At 64.8% G+C, this 14,781-nt stretch carries 24 protein-coding genes; all 24 read left to right on the top strand.

Annotated features, from left to right (window positions below):
• Positions 1-97: 97 nt before the first annotated feature.
• The 24 genes from fusA (at position 98) to secY (ending at position 14,500) form a co-directional block, all read left to right on the top strand.
• Entirely contained in the window at positions 98-2,188 is a 2,091-nt protein-coding gene (fusA, locus tag LYSCAS_RS02585) for an elongation factor G (protein ID WP_213435477.1), read from the top strand.
• Between the two features lie 36 nt (positions 2,189-2,224).
• Positions 2,225-3,415 carry an elongation factor Tu gene (gene tuf, locus LYSCAS_RS02580; protein WP_213435476.1) on the top strand — a complete coding sequence of 397 codons (1,191 nt, stop codon included), beginning with the start codon at positions 2,225-2,227 and terminating at the stop codon, positions 3,413-3,415.
• A gap of 397 nt (positions 3,416-3,812) precedes the next feature.
• The gene (rpsJ, locus tag LYSCAS_RS02575; protein WP_156641283.1) at positions 3,813-4,124 is read left to right on the top strand and encodes a 30S ribosomal protein S10; all 312 of its coding nucleotides are present in this window, start codon (positions 3,813-3,815) and stop codon (positions 4,122-4,124) included.
• Positions 4,125-4,134: 10 nt separating this feature from the next.
• Complete coding sequence (rplC, locus tag LYSCAS_RS02570; protein ID WP_213435475.1) at positions 4,135-4,791, top strand: 50S ribosomal protein L3; 657 nt, start codon at positions 4,135-4,137, stop codon at positions 4,789-4,791.
• Between the two features lie 2 nt (positions 4,792-4,793).
• The gene (gene rplD / locus LYSCAS_RS02565; protein WP_213435474.1) at positions 4,794-5,399 is read left to right on the top strand and encodes a 50S ribosomal protein L4; all 606 of its coding nucleotides are present in this window, start codon (positions 4,794-4,796) and stop codon (positions 5,397-5,399) included.
• On the top strand, positions 5,396-5,710 hold the full coding sequence (rplW, locus tag LYSCAS_RS02560; RefSeq protein WP_213435473.1) for a 50S ribosomal protein L23: 315 nt from the start codon (positions 5,396-5,398) through the stop codon (positions 5,708-5,710). The genes rplD and rplW overlap by 4 nt, the downstream gene beginning before the upstream one ends.
• Before the next feature lie 11 nt (positions 5,711-5,721).
• Complete coding sequence (gene rplB, locus LYSCAS_RS02555; protein ID WP_213435472.1) at positions 5,722-6,549, top strand: 50S ribosomal protein L2; 828 nt, start codon at positions 5,722-5,724, stop codon at positions 6,547-6,549.
• Between the two features lie 6 nt (positions 6,550-6,555).
• Positions 6,556-6,825, top strand: a complete 270-nt coding sequence (rpsS, locus tag LYSCAS_RS02550) for a 30S ribosomal protein S19 (RefSeq protein WP_213435471.1) — start codon at positions 6,556-6,558, stop codon at positions 6,823-6,825.
• Positions 6,826-6,836: 11 nt separating this feature from the next.
• The gene (rplV, locus tag LYSCAS_RS02545; protein WP_213435470.1) at positions 6,837-7,172 is read left to right on the top strand and encodes a 50S ribosomal protein L22; all 336 of its coding nucleotides are present in this window, start codon (positions 6,837-6,839) and stop codon (positions 7,170-7,172) included.
• A gap of 15 nt (positions 7,173-7,187) precedes the next feature.
• Entirely contained in the window at positions 7,188-7,931 is a 744-nt protein-coding gene (gene rpsC, locus LYSCAS_RS02540; protein ID WP_213435469.1) for a 30S ribosomal protein S3, read from the top strand.
• Between the two features lie 2 nt (positions 7,932-7,933).
• Positions 7,934-8,347 (top strand): 50S ribosomal protein L16, encoded by a 414-nt coding sequence (rplP, locus tag LYSCAS_RS02535; protein WP_213435468.1) that lies wholly within the window; start codon positions 7,934-7,936, stop codon positions 8,345-8,347.
• Complete coding sequence (gene rpmC / locus LYSCAS_RS02530) at positions 8,347-8,541, top strand: 50S ribosomal protein L29 (RefSeq protein ID WP_213435467.1); 195 nt, start codon at positions 8,347-8,349, stop codon at positions 8,539-8,541. Before rplP ends, rpmC begins: the two co-directional genes overlap by 1 nt.
• A 12-nt stretch (positions 8,542-8,553) precedes the next feature.
• Positions 8,554-8,817: a 30S ribosomal protein S17 gene (gene rpsQ / locus LYSCAS_RS02525; RefSeq protein ID WP_213435466.1), complete on the top strand. Its 264-nt coding sequence runs from the start codon at positions 8,554-8,556 to the stop codon at positions 8,815-8,817.
• Positions 8,818-8,829: 12 nt separating this feature from the next.
• A complete protein-coding gene (gene rplN, locus LYSCAS_RS02520; protein ID WP_036167737.1) occupies positions 8,830-9,198 on the top strand; it encodes a 50S ribosomal protein L14 in 369 nt (122 codons plus the stop codon).
• A gap of 16 nt (positions 9,199-9,214) precedes the next feature.
• Entirely contained in the window at positions 9,215-9,529 is a 315-nt protein-coding gene (gene rplX / locus LYSCAS_RS02515) for a 50S ribosomal protein L24 (RefSeq protein ID WP_213435465.1), read from the top strand.
• 22 nt (positions 9,530-9,551) lie between these two features.
• Positions 9,552-10,091 carry a 50S ribosomal protein L5 gene (rplE, locus tag LYSCAS_RS02510; RefSeq protein WP_213435464.1) on the top strand — a complete coding sequence of 180 codons (540 nt, stop codon included), beginning with the start codon at positions 9,552-9,554 and terminating at the stop codon, positions 10,089-10,091.
• A 12-nt stretch (positions 10,092-10,103) separates the two neighbouring features.
• Positions 10,104-10,409 (top strand): 30S ribosomal protein S14, encoded by a 306-nt coding sequence (rpsN, locus tag LYSCAS_RS02505; protein ID WP_213435463.1) that lies wholly within the window; start codon positions 10,104-10,106, stop codon positions 10,407-10,409.
• Between the two features lie 75 nt (positions 10,410-10,484).
• On the top strand, positions 10,485-10,880 hold the full coding sequence (gene rpsH, locus LYSCAS_RS02500; protein WP_213435462.1) for a 30S ribosomal protein S8: 396 nt from the start codon (positions 10,485-10,487) through the stop codon (positions 10,878-10,880).
• Positions 10,881-10,893: 13 nt separating this feature from the next.
• A complete protein-coding gene (gene rplF / locus LYSCAS_RS02495; protein ID WP_213435461.1) occupies positions 10,894-11,421 on the top strand; it encodes a 50S ribosomal protein L6 in 528 nt (175 codons plus the stop codon).
• A 29-nt stretch (positions 11,422-11,450) separates the two neighbouring features.
• Positions 11,451-11,804, top strand: coding sequence for a 50S ribosomal protein L18 (rplR, locus tag LYSCAS_RS02490; protein WP_213435460.1), 354 nt, complete (start codon positions 11,451-11,453; stop codon positions 11,802-11,804).
• A 161-nt stretch (positions 11,805-11,965) separates the two neighbouring features.
• The gene (gene rpsE / locus LYSCAS_RS02485; protein ID WP_213435459.1) at positions 11,966-12,505 is read left to right on the top strand and encodes a 30S ribosomal protein S5; all 540 of its coding nucleotides are present in this window, start codon (positions 11,966-11,968) and stop codon (positions 12,503-12,505) included.
• Positions 12,498-12,698, top strand: a complete 201-nt coding sequence (gene rpmD / locus LYSCAS_RS02480; protein WP_213435458.1) for a 50S ribosomal protein L30 — start codon at positions 12,498-12,500, stop codon at positions 12,696-12,698. The genes rpsE and rpmD overlap by 8 nt, the downstream gene beginning before the upstream one ends.
• 4 nt (positions 12,699-12,702) lie before the next feature.
• The gene (rplO, locus tag LYSCAS_RS02475; protein WP_213435457.1) at positions 12,703-13,140 is read left to right on the top strand and encodes a 50S ribosomal protein L15; all 438 of its coding nucleotides are present in this window, start codon (positions 12,703-12,705) and stop codon (positions 13,138-13,140) included.
• Between the two features lie 7 nt (positions 13,141-13,147).
• The gene (secY, locus tag LYSCAS_RS02470; protein WP_213435456.1) at positions 13,148-14,500 is read left to right on the top strand and encodes a preprotein translocase subunit SecY; all 1,353 of its coding nucleotides are present in this window, start codon (positions 13,148-13,150) and stop codon (positions 14,498-14,500) included.
• The last annotated feature ends 281 nt before the right edge of the window (positions 14,501-14,781 follow it).

Below are 14,781 nucleotides of genomic sequence, written 5' to 3'. Positions count from 1 at the left end.
TCGCCGCGGCCCTGATGCCGCACTCGCCCGAGCCGCCGCAAGGCGGCTTCGGCCTTCCGGACATTGCGTCCGACCTAAGATCAAACGAGAGACAGCCGTGGCTCGCACCACTCCCATCGAGCGTTACCGCAATTTCGGCATCATGGCGCACATCGACGCCGGCAAGACCACGACGACCGAACGCATCCTGTTCTACACCGGCGTCAACCACAAGATCGGCGAAGTGCACGAAGGTGCCGCGACGATGGACTGGATGGAGCAGGAGCAGGAGCGCGGCATCACGATCACGTCGGCCGCGACGACCGCGTTCTGGAAGGGCATGGACATGTCCCTGCCGGAATACCGCTTCAACATCATCGACACCCCCGGGCACGTCGACTTCACGATCGAAGTCGAGCGTTCGCTGCGCGTGCTCGACGGCGCGGTGTTCGTGCTGTGCGCGGTCGGTGGCGTGCAGCCGCAGTCCGAGACCGTGTGGCGCCAGGCCAACAAGTACAACGTGCCGCGCCTTGCGTTCGTCAACAAGATGGACCGCACCGGCGCCAACTTCTCGAAGGTCGTCGAACAGCTGAAGTCGCGCCTGGGTGCCTACCCGGTGCCGCTGCAGGTGCCGATCGGCGCCGAGGAAGGCTTCGAAGGCGTGATCGACCTCATCAAGATGAAGTCGATCGTGTGGGACATGGAATCCAAGGGCACCAAGTTCGAGTACGCCGACATCCCGGCGCACCTGCTCGACGAGTGCACGACCGCGCGCGCGTTCATGGTCGAGGCCGCCGCCGAGGCGTCCGAAGAGCTGATGGACAAGTACCTCAACGACGGCGAGCTTTCGGAAGAAGAGATCATCTTCGGCATCCGCGAGCGCACGCTGAAGTGCGAGATCATCCCGGCGCTGTGCGGCACCGCGTTCAAGAACAAGGGCGTGCAGGCGATGCTCGACGCGGTCATCCGCTTCCTGCCGTCGCCGACCGATCGCCCGCCGGTCGCCGGCATCGACGAAAACGACAAGGAAGACAGCCGCAAGGCGCTGGATTCCGAGCCGTTCTCCGCGCTCGCCTTCAAGATCATGACCGACCCGTTCGTGGGTTCGCTCACGTTCTTCCGCGTCTATTCCGGCACGCTCAACTCCGGCGACCAGGTGTACAACCCGGTCAAGTCGAAGAAGGAACGCGTGGGCCGCATCCTGCAGATGCACGCCAACAACCGTGACGAGATCAAGGAAGTGCGCGCGGGCGACATCGCCGCGGCCGTCGGCCTGAAGGACGTCACCACCGGCGACACGCTGTGCGCGCAGGACCACGTGATCACGCTCGAGCGCATGATCTTCCCGGAGCCCGTCATTTCGATGGCGGTCGAGCCGAAGACCAAGTCCGATCAGGAAAAGATGGGCCTGGCGCTGGGTCGCCTCGCGCAGGAAGATCCGTCGTTCCGCGTGCGCACGGATGAAGAATCCGGCCAGACGATCATCTCGGGCATGGGCGAGCTCCACCTGGAAATCCTGGTGGACCGCATGAAGCGCGAGTTCAACGTCGAAGCCAACGTCGGCAAGCCGCAGGTCGCGTATCGCGAAACGATCCGCAAGGCGGTCAAGGCCGAAGGCAAGTTCGTGCGCCAGTCGGGCGGCAAGGGTCAGTTCGGCCACGTGTGGCTGGAGATCTCGCCGAACGAGCAGGGCAAGGGCTACGAGTTCGAGAACGGCATCGTCGGCGGCGTGATTCCGAAGGAATACATCCCGGCGGTCGACAAGGGCATCCAGGAAGCGGTGGCGAACGGCCTGATGGCCGGCTTCCCGATCGTGGACGTCAAGGTCAAGCTCGTCGACGGTTCGTACCACGAGGTCGACTCGTCCGAAATGGCGTTCAAGATCGCGGGTTCGATGGGCTTCAAGGAAGGCTTCCACAAGGCCTCCCCGGTGCTGCTCGAGCCGATGATGAAGGTCGAGATCGTCACGCCCGAGGATTACCTCGGCGACGTGATGGGCGACGTCAGCCGCCGCCGCGGCATCCTGCAGGGCCAGGACGACAGCCCGTCGGGCAAGATCATCAACGCGATGATCCCGCTGGGCGAAATGTTCGGCTACGCGACGACGCTGCGATCGATGTCGCAGGGCCGCGCGACCTTCACGATGGAATTCGACCACTACGCCGAGGCGCCGAACAACATCGCCGAAGCCGTGATCAAGAAGTCCTGACCTACAAACACTTAAAGCATTTCGAGGGAAGCAGCCATGGCAAAGGGTAAGTTCGAGCGCACCAAGCCCCACGTGAACGTGGGCACGATCGGCCACGTCGACCACGGCAAGACGACGCTGACGGCGGCGTTGACGAAGGTGGGCGCAGAGCGTTTCGGCGGCGAGTTCAAGGCCTATGACGCGATTGACGCGGCGCCGGAAGAGAAGGCGCGCGGCATCACGATCTCGACGGCGCACGTGGAATACGAATCGGCCAACCGCCATTACGCGCACGTGGATTGCCCGGGACACGCGGACTACGTCAAGAACATGATCACGGGTGCGGCGCAGATGGACGGCGCGATCCTGGTGTGTTCGGCGGCCGACGGCCCGATGCCGCAGACGCGCGAGCACATCCTGCTGTCGCGCCAGGTGGGCGTGCCGTACATCGTGGTCTTCCTGAACAAGGCGGACATGGTGGACGACGCCGAGCTGCTGGAGCTCGTCGAGATGGAAGTGCGCGAGCTGCTGACCAAGTACGAATTCCCGGGCGACGACACCCCGATCATCAAGGGTTCGGCGCGCCTGGCGCTGGAAGGCGACCAGTCGGAGATCGGCGTGCCGTCGATCCTGAAGCTGGTGGACGCGCTGGACTCGTTCATCCCGCAGCCGGAGCGCGCGATCGACAAGCCGTTCCTGATGCCGGTGGAAGACGTGTTCTCGATCTCGGGCCGCGGCACGGTGGTGACGGGCCGCATCGAGCGCGGCGTGATCAAGGTGGGCGACGAAATCGAAATCGTCGGCATCCGTCCGACGCAGAAGACGATCGTCACGGGCGTGGAAATGTTCCGCAAGCTGCTGGACCAGGGCCAGGCGGGCGACAACGCGGGCCTGCTGCTGCGCGGCACCAAGCGTGACGACGTGGAGCGTGGCCAGGTGCTGGCCAAGCCGGGTTCGATCACCCCGCACACCACGTTCGAAGCCGAGGTGTACGTGCTGTCGAAGGACGAAGGCGGCCGCCACACGCCGTTCTTCAAGGGCTACCGCCCGCAGTTCTACTTCCGCACGACCGACATCACGGGCGCCGTGACCCTGCCGGAAGGCGTGGAAATGGTCATGCCGGGCGACAACATCAAGATGGTGGTCGAGCTGATCCACCCCATCGCGATGGACGACGGCCTGCGCTTCGCGATCCGCGAAGGCGGCCGCACGGTCGGCGCCGGCGTGGTGGCGAAGATCCTGAAGTAATGCATCCGGGTCCCCGCGAAAGCGGGGGTCCAGGTGAAAAAGGTGTGTTTTTCCGGGGAAATGGGTTGCCATTCCCCCGGGAGCCCCCTAGAATGCACGGCTCTCGCGGCCTGACCCATGCGGACAGGCCCCCGGGACCAGCAACAAACCAGCGAAATGACGGACAGGACGTCCTTCGTATTCGCCAGACACGGATTTGTCGCGCGGCAGTCCTCCGCCCGTTCCGAAGTTCTTCGGAGCACTCATGGCGGAGTCGCTTGCGCGTTCACGAATTCTGTCGGGCGGCCGGGTAACCGGGCCGCCCTGATTTTTGCTCCACGTTCCACCGCTTCACCTGTTCCAGGGCCGGCACACCCAGAGGCCGACCCTTCGCTCTTTTCACTGAGGAATACCCGTCATGGCGGACCAGAAGATCCGGATTCGGCTGAAGGCTTTCGATCATCGCCTGATCGACCGCTCGGCCAGCGAGATCGTCGAGACGGCCAAGCGGACCGGCGCGCAAGTGCGCGGCCCGATCCCGCTGCCGACCAAGCTCGAGCGTTTCACGATTCTTACCTCGCCGCATGCCGACAAGGATGCGCGTGACCAATACGAAACCCGCACGCACAAGCGCGTGCTGGACATCGTCGACCCGAACGACAAGACCGTGGACGCGCTGATGAAGCTCGAGCTCGCGGCCGGCGTCGACGTCCAGATCAAGCTGACCTGAGGCCCCCACCATGACCGCGAAGAAATATTCGTTGGGCATCGTCGGCCGCAAGGCCGGCATGAGCCGCGTGTTCACCGAAGATGGCAAGTCCATCCCGGTGACCCTGATCGAAGCCACCCCGAACCGCATCACCCAGGTGAAGACGGTCGAGACCGACGGCTACAGCGCCGTGCAGGTCACCGTCGGCGTCAAGCGCGCCGCCCTGATCAACAAGCCGGAAGCCGGTCACCTCGCCAAGGCGAAGGTCGAAGCCGGTCGCGGCCTGTGGGAACTGCGCGTGCAGGACGACAAGATCGCCGACTTCCAGGTCGGCGGTGAAATCCGCGCCGACATCTTTGAAGTCGGCCAGGTCGTCGACGTCCAGGGCATCACCAAGGGCAAGGGCTTCCAGGGCACGATCAAGCGCTGGAACTTCACCATGGGCGACGCGACGCACGGTAACTCGCTGTCGCACCGCTCGCCGGGTTCGATCGGCCAGCGCCAGACGCCGGGCCGCGTGTTCCCGGGCAAGAAGATGTCGGGCCACATGGGTGCCGAAACGCAGACGACGCAGAACCTGCGCGTGGTCAAGGTCGACGCCGAGCGCGGCCTGATCGCCGTGCGCGGTGCCGTGCCGGGTGCGCCGGGCGGCGACGTCATCGTGCGTCCGACGAGCAAGGGAGTCTGACGATGGAACTGTCCATCACCAATAGTGCGAACAAGCTGTCCGTTTCGGACGCCGTGTTCGGTCGTGAATTCAGCGAAGACCTCGTCCACCAGGTCGTCGTTGCCTACCGCAACGCAGGTCGCGCCGGCACCAAGGCGCAGAAGACGCGTTCGGAAGTCAACGGCACGACCAAGAAGTCGAAGAAGCAGAAGGGCGGCGGTGCGCGTCATGGCGCGCTGACGGCTCCGATCTTCGTCGGCGGCGGCGTGACGTTCGCGGCCAAGCCGCGCAGCTTCGCGCAGAAGGTCAACCGCAAGATGTACCGCGCGGCGATCTCGGCGATCCTGTCCGAGCTCAACCGCCAGGGCCGCATCAAGGTCGTCGAGTCGTTCGATGTCGACGGTCCGAAGACGAAGGGCCTCATCGCGAAGCTCGCCGGCCTGGAAGTGGGCCGCCGTCCGCTGATCGTGACCGAGGAAGCGAACGAGTCGCTGTACTTGTCCGCGCGCAACCTGCCGTACGTCGAAGTGCGCGACGTGCAGGGCCTCGACCCGGTGGCCCTCGTGGGCGCCGACACGGTCATCGTCACCGCCGATGCGGTCAAGAAGATCGAGGAGTGGCTGGCATGAACAACATCAAGCCGACCTTCAGCAATTTGTATGACGTGATCCGTGCGCCGCGGGTGTCCGAAAAGACCGCCCGCCTGCAGGAAGTGTCGAACCAGTACGTCTTCGAGATCGCCAAGACCGCCACCAAGGCGGACGTCAAGGCGGCGATCGAGCAGATCTTTTCGGTGACGGTCGAAGCGGTGAACGTGGTGAACGTGAAGGGCAAGAACAAGGCCTTCAAGTTCCGCCAGGGCAAGCGCGGCGACTGGCGCAAGGCGTACGTGAAGCTGGCCGATGGCCAGTCGATCGACGTGATGATGGCCAAGGCCTGAGGACAGACCCAATGGCACTGATGACTTTCAAGCCCACCTCGCCCGGCCGCCGTTCCGCGGTCCGCGTCGTGACGCCGGATCTCCACAAGGGTGCGCCGTTCGCGGCCCTCGTCGAGAAGAAGGCGAAGACCGGTGGTCGTAACCACCACGGTCGCATCACCACCCGCCACATCGGCGGTGGTCACAAGCAGAACTACCGCATCATCGACTTCAAGCGCGACAAGGAAGGCATTCCGGCGCGCGTGGAGCGGATCGAATACGATCCCAACCGCACCGCGCACATCGCGCTGCTGTGCTACGTCGATGGCGAGCGCCGCTACATCATCGCCCCCAAGGGCCTGAAGAGCGGCGACCAGGTGATCGCGGGCCGTGACGCCCCGATCAAGGTCGGCAACACGCTGCCCCTGCGCAACATCCCCGTCGGCTCCACGGTGCATTGCATCGAGATGAAGCCGGGCAAGGGTGCGCAGCTGGCGCGTGCCGCCGGTGCCGGCGTGCAGCTGATCGCCCGCGAATCCGGTTACGCCACCCTGCGCCTTCGCTCCGGCGAAATGCGCAAGGTGCCGGCCGAGTGCCGCGCGACGGTCGGCGAAGTCGGCAACGTCGAGCACAACCTCGAAAAGCTGGGCAAGGCAGGTGCGAAGCGCTGGCGCGGCGTCAAGCCGACCGTCCGCGGCGCCGCCATGAACCCGGTCGACCACCCGCACGGTGGTGGCGAGGCGAAGGCAGGCCAGGGCAACCCGCATCCGGTCACGCCGTGGGGCGTGCCGACCAAGGGTTACAAGACGCGCAAGAACAAGCGCACCACGCAATTCATCGTGCGCGATCGCAGGGGTTAATCGGCCATGGCACGTTCACTGAAGAAAGGTCCGTTCGTCGACCACCACCTGATCAAGAAGGTGGAGGCTGCGGCCAACAACAAGAAGCCGATCAAGACCTGGTCGCGTCGCTCGATGGTCATGCCGGAAATGGTCGGCTTCACCATCGCCGTCCACAACGGCAAGAACCATATTCCCGTGCTCGTCAACGAGAACATGGTCGGCCACAAGCTCGGCGAATTCGCGCTCACCCGGACCTTCAAGGGTCACGGTGGCGACAAGAAGTCGGGCAAGTAAGGGAGATGACCATGGAAGCGAAAGCCATCCTGCGCAGCGCGCGCATCTCCGCCCAGAAGGCCCGGCTCGTGGCTGACCAGGTGCGCGGCCTCTCGGCCGAGCGCGCGGTCAACCTGCTGAAGTTCTCCGACAAGAAGGCCGCGGGCATGATCCGCAAGGTCGTCGAGTCGGCGATCGCCAACGCGGAAAACAACCAGGGCGCCGACGTCGACGAGTTGCGCGTCAAGTCCATCATGGTCGACGAAGGTCCGACGCTGAAGCGCTTCATGGCGCGCGCGAAGGGCCGCGGCACCCGGATCCTCAAGCGCACCAGCCACATCACCGTGGTTGTCGGTGCCGGCAAGTAACGGCGGAGATCAGACATGGGTCATAAAGTTCATCCGACCGGCATCCGCCTGGGCATCGCCAAGGACTGGAATTCCAAGTGGTTCGCCGGCAAGAAGCATTACGCGGATTACCTGATCGCCGACCTCAAGGTCCGCGACATGCTGCGCAAGAAGCTCGCGCAGGCCGGCATCTCGAAGATCCTCATCGAGCGTCCGGCCAACAACGCGCGCGTCACGATCCACACCGCCCGCCCGGGCGTGGTGATCGGCAAGCGTGGCGAGGACATCGAGAAGCTGCGCAAGGAAGTCAGTGACCTGATGGGCGTCCCGGCGCACATCAACGTCACCGAAGTCCGCAAGCCGGAACTCGATGCGCAGCTGGTCGCCGAATCGATCGCGCAGCAGCTCGAGCGCCGCATCATGTTCCGTCGCGCGATGAAGCGCGCCGTCGGCAACGCGATGCGCCTCGGTGCCCTGGGCATCAAGGTCAACGTCGCTGGCCGCCTCAACGGCGCGGAAATCGCCCGTTCGGAGTGGTACCGCGAAGGCCGCGTGCCGCTGCACACCCTGCGCGCCGACATCGACTACGGCTTTGCCGAAGCGAAGACGACGTACGGGATCATCGGCATCAAGGTGTGGGTCTACAAGGGCGAAGTCTTCGACTTCAGCCAGATCGGCCAGGAAAAGCAGGACGACTCTCCGCGCAGCGACCGCGGTGACCGCGGCGATCGCGCCGACCGTCCGCGTGGTCCGCGTCGTGATCGCGAGGCGAGGGAATAATCATGCTGCAACCCAAGCGAACCAAATACCGCAAGATGCACAAGGGCCGTAACGACGGCCTGAGCTGGAGCGGCAACGCCGTCTCGTTCGGCGAGTACGGCCTGAAGTCCACAGCGTTCGGCCAGCTGACCGCGCGCCAGATCGAAGCGGCCCGCCGCTCGATCAGCCGCTACGTCAAGCGCGGCGGCAAGATGTGGATCCGCGTGTTCCCCGACAAGCCGATCACCAAGAAGCCCATCGAAGTGCGAATGGGCTCGGGCAAGGGCAACGTCGAGTACTGGGTCGCGCAGATCCAGCCGGGCCGCATGATCTATGAGATCGAGGGCGTCAGCGAAGACGTCGCACGCGAGGCGTTCCGCCTGGCCGCGGCCAAGCTCTCGGTCACCACCACCTTTGTGACCCGGACGGTGCGCTGATGGAACTCAAGCAAATGCGTCAGAAGTCCGCCGACGAACTGAAGGCCCACCTGGTGGACCTGCAGAAGGAGCAGTTCGCGCTCCGCATGCAGAAAGCCACCGGCCAGCTGGCCAAGACCCACGATGCCCGCCGTGTCCGCCGCGAAATCGCGCGCGTGAACATGCTGCTGGGTGCCGCGGGCAACAAGAAGTAAGGGACGGCGACGATGAACGAAACAACCAAGAAGCTGCACACGGTCGAAGGCCGCGTTGTCAGCAACAAGATGGACAAGACCATCACCGTGCTCGTCGAGCGCCAGGTCAAGCACGCGCTGTACGGCAAGTACATGCGCCGCTCGACCAAGCTGCACGCGCATGACGCCGACAACGCCTGCAAGGAAGGCGATGTCGTGCGCATCGCCGAATGCGCGCCGATGTCCAAGACCAAGAACTGGCGGGTGGTTGAAATCCTCGCCCGTGCGGCCGAGTAAGGAGAGACAGCCATGATCCAGATGCAGAGCTATCTCGACGCCGCCGACAATTCGGGCGCCAAGGAACTGATGTGCATCAAGGTGCTCGGTGGTTCGAAGCGCCGCTATGCCCACATCGGCGACATCATCAAGGTGACCGTCAAGGACGCGATCCCGCGCGGCAAGGTCAAGAAGGGCGACGTCTACGACGCCGTCGTGGTCCGTACCCGCAAGGGTGTGCGCCGCGCCGACGGTTCGCTGATCCGCTTCGACGGCAACGCCGCGGTGTTGCTCAACAACAAGCATGAGCCGATCGGCACGCGCATCTTCGGGCCTGTGACCCGCGAGCTGCGTTCCGAGAAGTTCATGAAGATCGTCTCGCTCGCGCCCGAAGTGCTCTGAGGCGGAAGGAACTGACATGAACCGTATCCGCAAGGGCGACCAGGTGGTCGTCATCTCCGGCAAGGACAAGGGCAAGCGTGGCGACGTCGTGCGCATGGCGGGCGACAAGCTCGTCGTGGCCAACGTCAACGTCGTCAAGCGCCACACCAAGCCGAACCCGCAGGCCGGCCAGCCCGGCGGCGTGATCGAGCGCGAAGCGCCGATCCACATTTCGAACGTGATGCTCTTCAACCCGGCGACGGGCAAGGGCGAGCGCGTCGGTTTCAAGGTCCTGGAGGATGGACGCAAATTGCGTGTGTTCCGCTCCAGTGGTGAAGCAATCGACGGCTGATGCAGTCGTCCGAGGAAAAGTCATGACGCGTCTTGAAAAGATTTACAAGGAAGAAGTGGTGCCGAAGCTGATGCAACAGTTCGGCTACACCAATCCGATGCAGGTGCCGAAGCTGGTCAAGGTCACGCTCAACATGGGCGTGGGCGAGGCCGCGGCGAACAAGAAGATCCTCGAGAACGCGGTGGCCGACATGGCCAAGATCTCCGGCCAGAAGCCGTTGGTCACCAAGTCGCGCATCTCGGTGGCGTCGTTCAAGATCCGCGACGGCTGGCCGATCGGCTGCAAGGTCACCTTGCGCCGTGCCCGCATGTTCGAATTCCTGGACCGCCTGATCAACATTTCGCTGCCGCGCGTGCGCGACTTCCGCGGCGTGTCGGGTCGTTCGTTCGACGGCCGCGGCAACTACAACATGGGCGTCAAGGAACAGATCATCTTCCCGGAGATCGATTTCGACCAGGTCGACGCCATGCGCGGCATGGACATCGCGATCACCACCACGGCGAAGACCGACGCAGAGGCCAAGGCCCTGCTCGAGGCCTTCCGCTTCCCGTTCCGCAACTGAGGCTGACACCACATGGCCAAGACCTCGATGGTCAACCGCGACATCAAGCGCGCCAAGCTGGCGAAGCAGCATGGTGCGAAGCGTGAGGCGCTGAAGAAGATCATCTCCAGCCAGTCCGCGTCGTACGAAGAAAAGATGGAAGCCGTGGTCAAGCTGCAGAAGCTGCCGCGCGACTCCTCGGAAAGCCGCCAGCGCAACCGTTGCGCGATCACCGGCCGTCCGCGTGGCGTCTACGCAAAGTTCGGCCTGGCGCGCAACAAGCTGCGCGAAGCCACGATGCGCGGCGACGTCCCGGGCCTCCGCAAGGCGTCCTGGTAAAGCAATCGCAACACCGTTCCACTTACTAGCTATTCGCAATTTCGCGGATATCGGTGCACTCAAAGGTAGTAATCAATGAGCATGACTGATCCCATCGCCGACATGCTGGTCCGCATTCGCAATGCGGCCGCGGTTGGCAAGCCGGCGGTTTCGATGCCGTCGTCGAACATCAAGGTCGCGATCGCCAAGGTCCTCGCGGACGAGGGCTACATCGCGTCGTCGCGCGTGACCAAGGACGGCGCCAAGTCGGTCCTGGAAATCGCGCTGAAGTATTACGAGGGCAAGCCGGTCATCGAACGCCTGCAGCGCGTTTCGAAGTCCAGCCTGCGCCAGTACCGCGGCAAGGACGCGCTGCCCAAGGTCCTCGGTGGCCTGGGTGTCGCGATCATCTCCACCTCGAAGGGCATCATGACCGACACGCAGGCACGCCAGCAGGGCGTCGGCGGCGAAGTCCTGTGCTTCGTGGCTTAAGGGAGTACAGATAATGTCCCGTGTCGCCAAGAAGCCGATCGCCCTCGCGAAGGGCATCGAACTGAACGTCCAGCCGGAAAGCGTGAGCGTCAAGGGCCCGAAGGGCACCTTGTCGATCGCCAAGCCGGCCGGCATCGACATCAAGGTCGAGAACGATACCGCGCAGGTTTCGGCGAACGATCCGTCGCTCGTCCCGCTGGCCGGTACGCTCCGCGCCATCGTCGCCAACATGGTCCAGGGCGTCACGTCCGGCTTCGAGCGCAAGCTCGAGCTGGTGGGCGTCGGCTACCGTGCCGCGATGCAGGGCAAGGACCTCAACCTCTCGCTGGGCTTCTCGCATCCGGTGCTGTTCACCGCCCCGGAAGGCATCACGATCGCGACGCCGACGCAGACGGAAATCGTCGTGTCGGGTGCCGACAAGCAGCGCGTCGGTGAAGTCGCGGCCAAGATCCGCGGTTTCCGCCCGCCGGAACCGTACAAGGGCAAGGGCGTGAAGTACGCCGGCGAGAACATCATCCGCAAGGAAGCCAAGAAGGCCTAATCGGCTTTCAGCTTTCGGAGAACAAAAGCATGAACAAGAATCCCGCCCGCCTGCGCCGCGCCAAGTCGACGCGCGCCCACATCCGCGAACTCGGCGTGCCGCGCCTGTCGGTGCTGCGCACCGGCCAGCACTTGTACGCGCAGGTCTTCACGTCCGACGGCTCCAAGGTCCTGGCTTCGGCCTCGACCGTGCAGTCCGACGTCAAGGAAGGCCTGAAGAACGGCAAGAACAGCGACGCCGCCGCCAAGGTCGGTCGCCTGATCGCCGAGAAGGCGAAGGCTGCCGGCGTCGAGAAGGTCGCGTTCGACCGCTCGGGCTACCGCTACCACGGTCGCATCAAGGCGCTCGCCGATGCGGCCCGCGAAGGCGGCCTGCAGTTCTGATGCATTGAAAGTGCGGGGCGCAAGCCCCACACGTGTTCGTCCCGCCTGCATGGGTCGATGCAGGACGCGGCGAGGAGTTCTCCTCGCCACGCAGCACCCGCTCCACACCACAACCATAAGCGGCCAAGCCGCAAATCCTTTCCAAACTACGAGATACGAACATGGCAGAACAGCAACGGGAATCGCGCGGCCGCGATCGTCGCGACCGCGAAGAAGTCGATGACGGCATGATCGAGAAGCTGATCGCGGTCAACCGCGTCAGCAAGACGGTCAAGGGCGGTCGCCAGTTCACCTTCACCGCTTTGACGGTGGTGGGCGACGGCAACGGCAAGGTCGGTTTCGGTTACGGCAAGGCGCGCGAAGTGCCGGTCGCGATCCAGAAGTCGATGGAATACGCGCGCAAGAGCTTCATGCAGGTCGACCTCAACAACGGCACCTTGTGGCACGCCGTGAAGTCGGGCCACGGCGCCGCGCGCGTCTTCATGCAGCCCGCCTCCGAAGGTACCGGCGTGATCGCCGGCGGCGCGATGCGCGCCGTGCTCGAAGCGGCCGGCGTCAAGAACGTGCTTGCGAAGGCCGTCGGCTCGCGCAACCCGATCAACCTGGTGCGCGCCACGCTGCGCGGCCTGAGCGAAACGAGCTCGCCCGCCAAGATCGCGGCGAAGCGCGGCAAGAAGGTGGAGGAGTTGAACCATGGCTAAGACCCCGGCGAACACCGGCGGCACCGTCAAGGTGCGCCTCGTCAAGGGCCTGCGTGGCTGCCAGGCGCGTCATCGCCTGTCGGTCAAGGCGCTCGGCCTCAACAAGCTCAACAGCGTGCGCGAGCTGAAGGACAGCCCGCAGGTGCGTGGCCTGATCACGCAGCTGCACTACCTCGTCCGCGTGGAGGACTGATCCAATGCGTATGAATACCCTCAAGCCCGCAGACGGCGCCCGCCAGGAACGCACCCGCGTCGGTCGCGGCATCGGTTCGGGCCTCGGCAAGACCGCGGGTCGCGGCCACAAGGGCTCCTTCGCACGTAGCGGCAAGGGCAAGATCAAGGCCGGCTTCGAAGGCGGCCAGATGCCCATGCAGCGTCGCCTGCCGAAGATCGGCTTCCGTTCGAAGCTGCTCAAGGACACGGCCGAAGTGCTGCTGTACCAGCTGGACAAGCTGGACGCCGGCACGATCGACATCGCCGCGCTGCGCGCCGCCAAGCTCATCCCGAACGCGGCCAAGCAGGTCAAGATCGTGAAGAAGGGCGAAGTCACCAAGAAGTTCGTCCTGCAGGGCGTGCTCGCCACGGCCGGCGCCAAGGCCGCGATCGAAGCGGCCGGCGGCAAGGTCGGGGAGTAACTGACGCATGGCGCGAGGCGCAGCGGCCAACGTGGGAAGCGGGCTCGGTAAATTCACCGAGCTCCGCCAGCGACTGCTTTTCGTCGTCGGCGCCCTGATCGTCTACCGCATCGGTTGCTACATCCCGGTGCCGGGTGTGAACCCGCAGGCGATGCTCCAGCTGATGGAGTCGCAGAAGGGCACCATCGTGGACATGTTCAACATGTTCTCCGGTGGCGCGCTGCAGCGCTTCAGCCTGTTCGCGCTCAACGTCGTGCCGTACATCTCGGCATCGATCGTCGTCCAGCTCATGACGCAGATCCTGCCGAGCTGGAAGGCGATGTCGAAGGAAGGCGAGTCCGGCCGCCGCAAGATCACCCAGTACTCGCGCATGGGCGCGGTGGGACTGGCGGTCTTCCAGGCCGCCGGCATCGCGCTGGGCCTGCAGCACATGAGTTCGCCCGACGGTTCGCCCGTCGTGTACGCGCCGGGCCCGGGCTTCGTCATGACCGCGGTCGTCGCGCTCACGGCAGGCACGATGTTCCTGATGTGGCTGGGCGAGCAGGTCACCGAGCGCGGCATCGGCAACGGCGTGTCGCTGATCATCTTCGCGGGCATCGTGGCCGGCTTGCCGGGCGCCGTGCTCAACACGCTGGAACAGGCGCGCAACGGCGACATGAGCGTGCCCCAGGTGGCGCTGATCGTGCTGGTGGTGCTGTCCTTCACGTTCTTCGTGGTGTTCGTCGAGCGTGGGCAGCGACGGGTCACGGTCAATTACGCGCGCCGCCAGGGCGGTCGCAACGCGTACATGAACCAGACTTCGTTCCTGCCGCTGAAGCTCAACATGTCGGGCGTGATCCCGCCGATCTTCGCGTCCAGCCTGATCATGTTCCCGGCCACCGCCTCGCAGTGGTTCGGCCAGTCGGGCCAGGCCACGTGGCTCCAGCGCATCGCGCAGGCGCTGTCGCCGGGCGAGCCGCTGCACATGATCCTGTTCGCCACGCTGATCATCGGCTTCGCGTTCTTCTACACGGCGCTGGTGTTCAACTCGCAGGAAACGGCCGACAACCTGAAGAAGTCGGGCGCGCTGATCCCGGGCATCCGTCCCGGCAAGGCGACGGCGGACTACATCGACGGCGTGCTGACCCGCCTGACGGGCGCCGGCGCGATCTACCTGGTCCTGGTCTGCCTGTTGCCGGAGATCATGCGCACGAAGATCGGGGCATCGTTCTATTTCGGCGGCACGTCGCTGCTGATCGTGGTGGTGGTGGTGATGGACTTCATGGCGCAGATCCAGGCGCACCTCACGTCCCACCAGTACGAGAGCTTGTTGAAGAAGGCGAACCTGAAGGGTTCGCGGGCCGGTCTGACCGGCCGTTGAGGATGACCGCGGGGTCGGCCCGTCCGGGAACGGACAGCCGCCCTCGCACCCGGTCCCGGGTTTCGCCCGGGACCGAACAGGGCGACTCGCGCGGCGGTCTCGTGCGCGGGTGGGTCCGGACCAGTCCGTGCGCCTGAGGAGCGCGCGGGGCCGGGGCAGGGCGGGGTTCGCCGCGCTTTCCTGGCAGTCCGGATTCCGTCGCCGGAGCATGGGCACACTCCCCATGCCGGAGCCAACGGGCGCCTTTCGGGGTCCGGGGCTTCCCTATGCCACGAGACCCA

Source organism: Noviluteimonas caseinilytica, from assembly GCF_018406605.1.
Taxonomy (GTDB): Bacteria; Pseudomonadota; Gammaproteobacteria; order Xanthomonadales; family Xanthomonadaceae; genus Noviluteimonas; species Noviluteimonas caseinilytica.
Note: the sequence above shows the minus strand (reverse complement) of the source record. Positions and strands in the feature narration are given on the sequence as shown.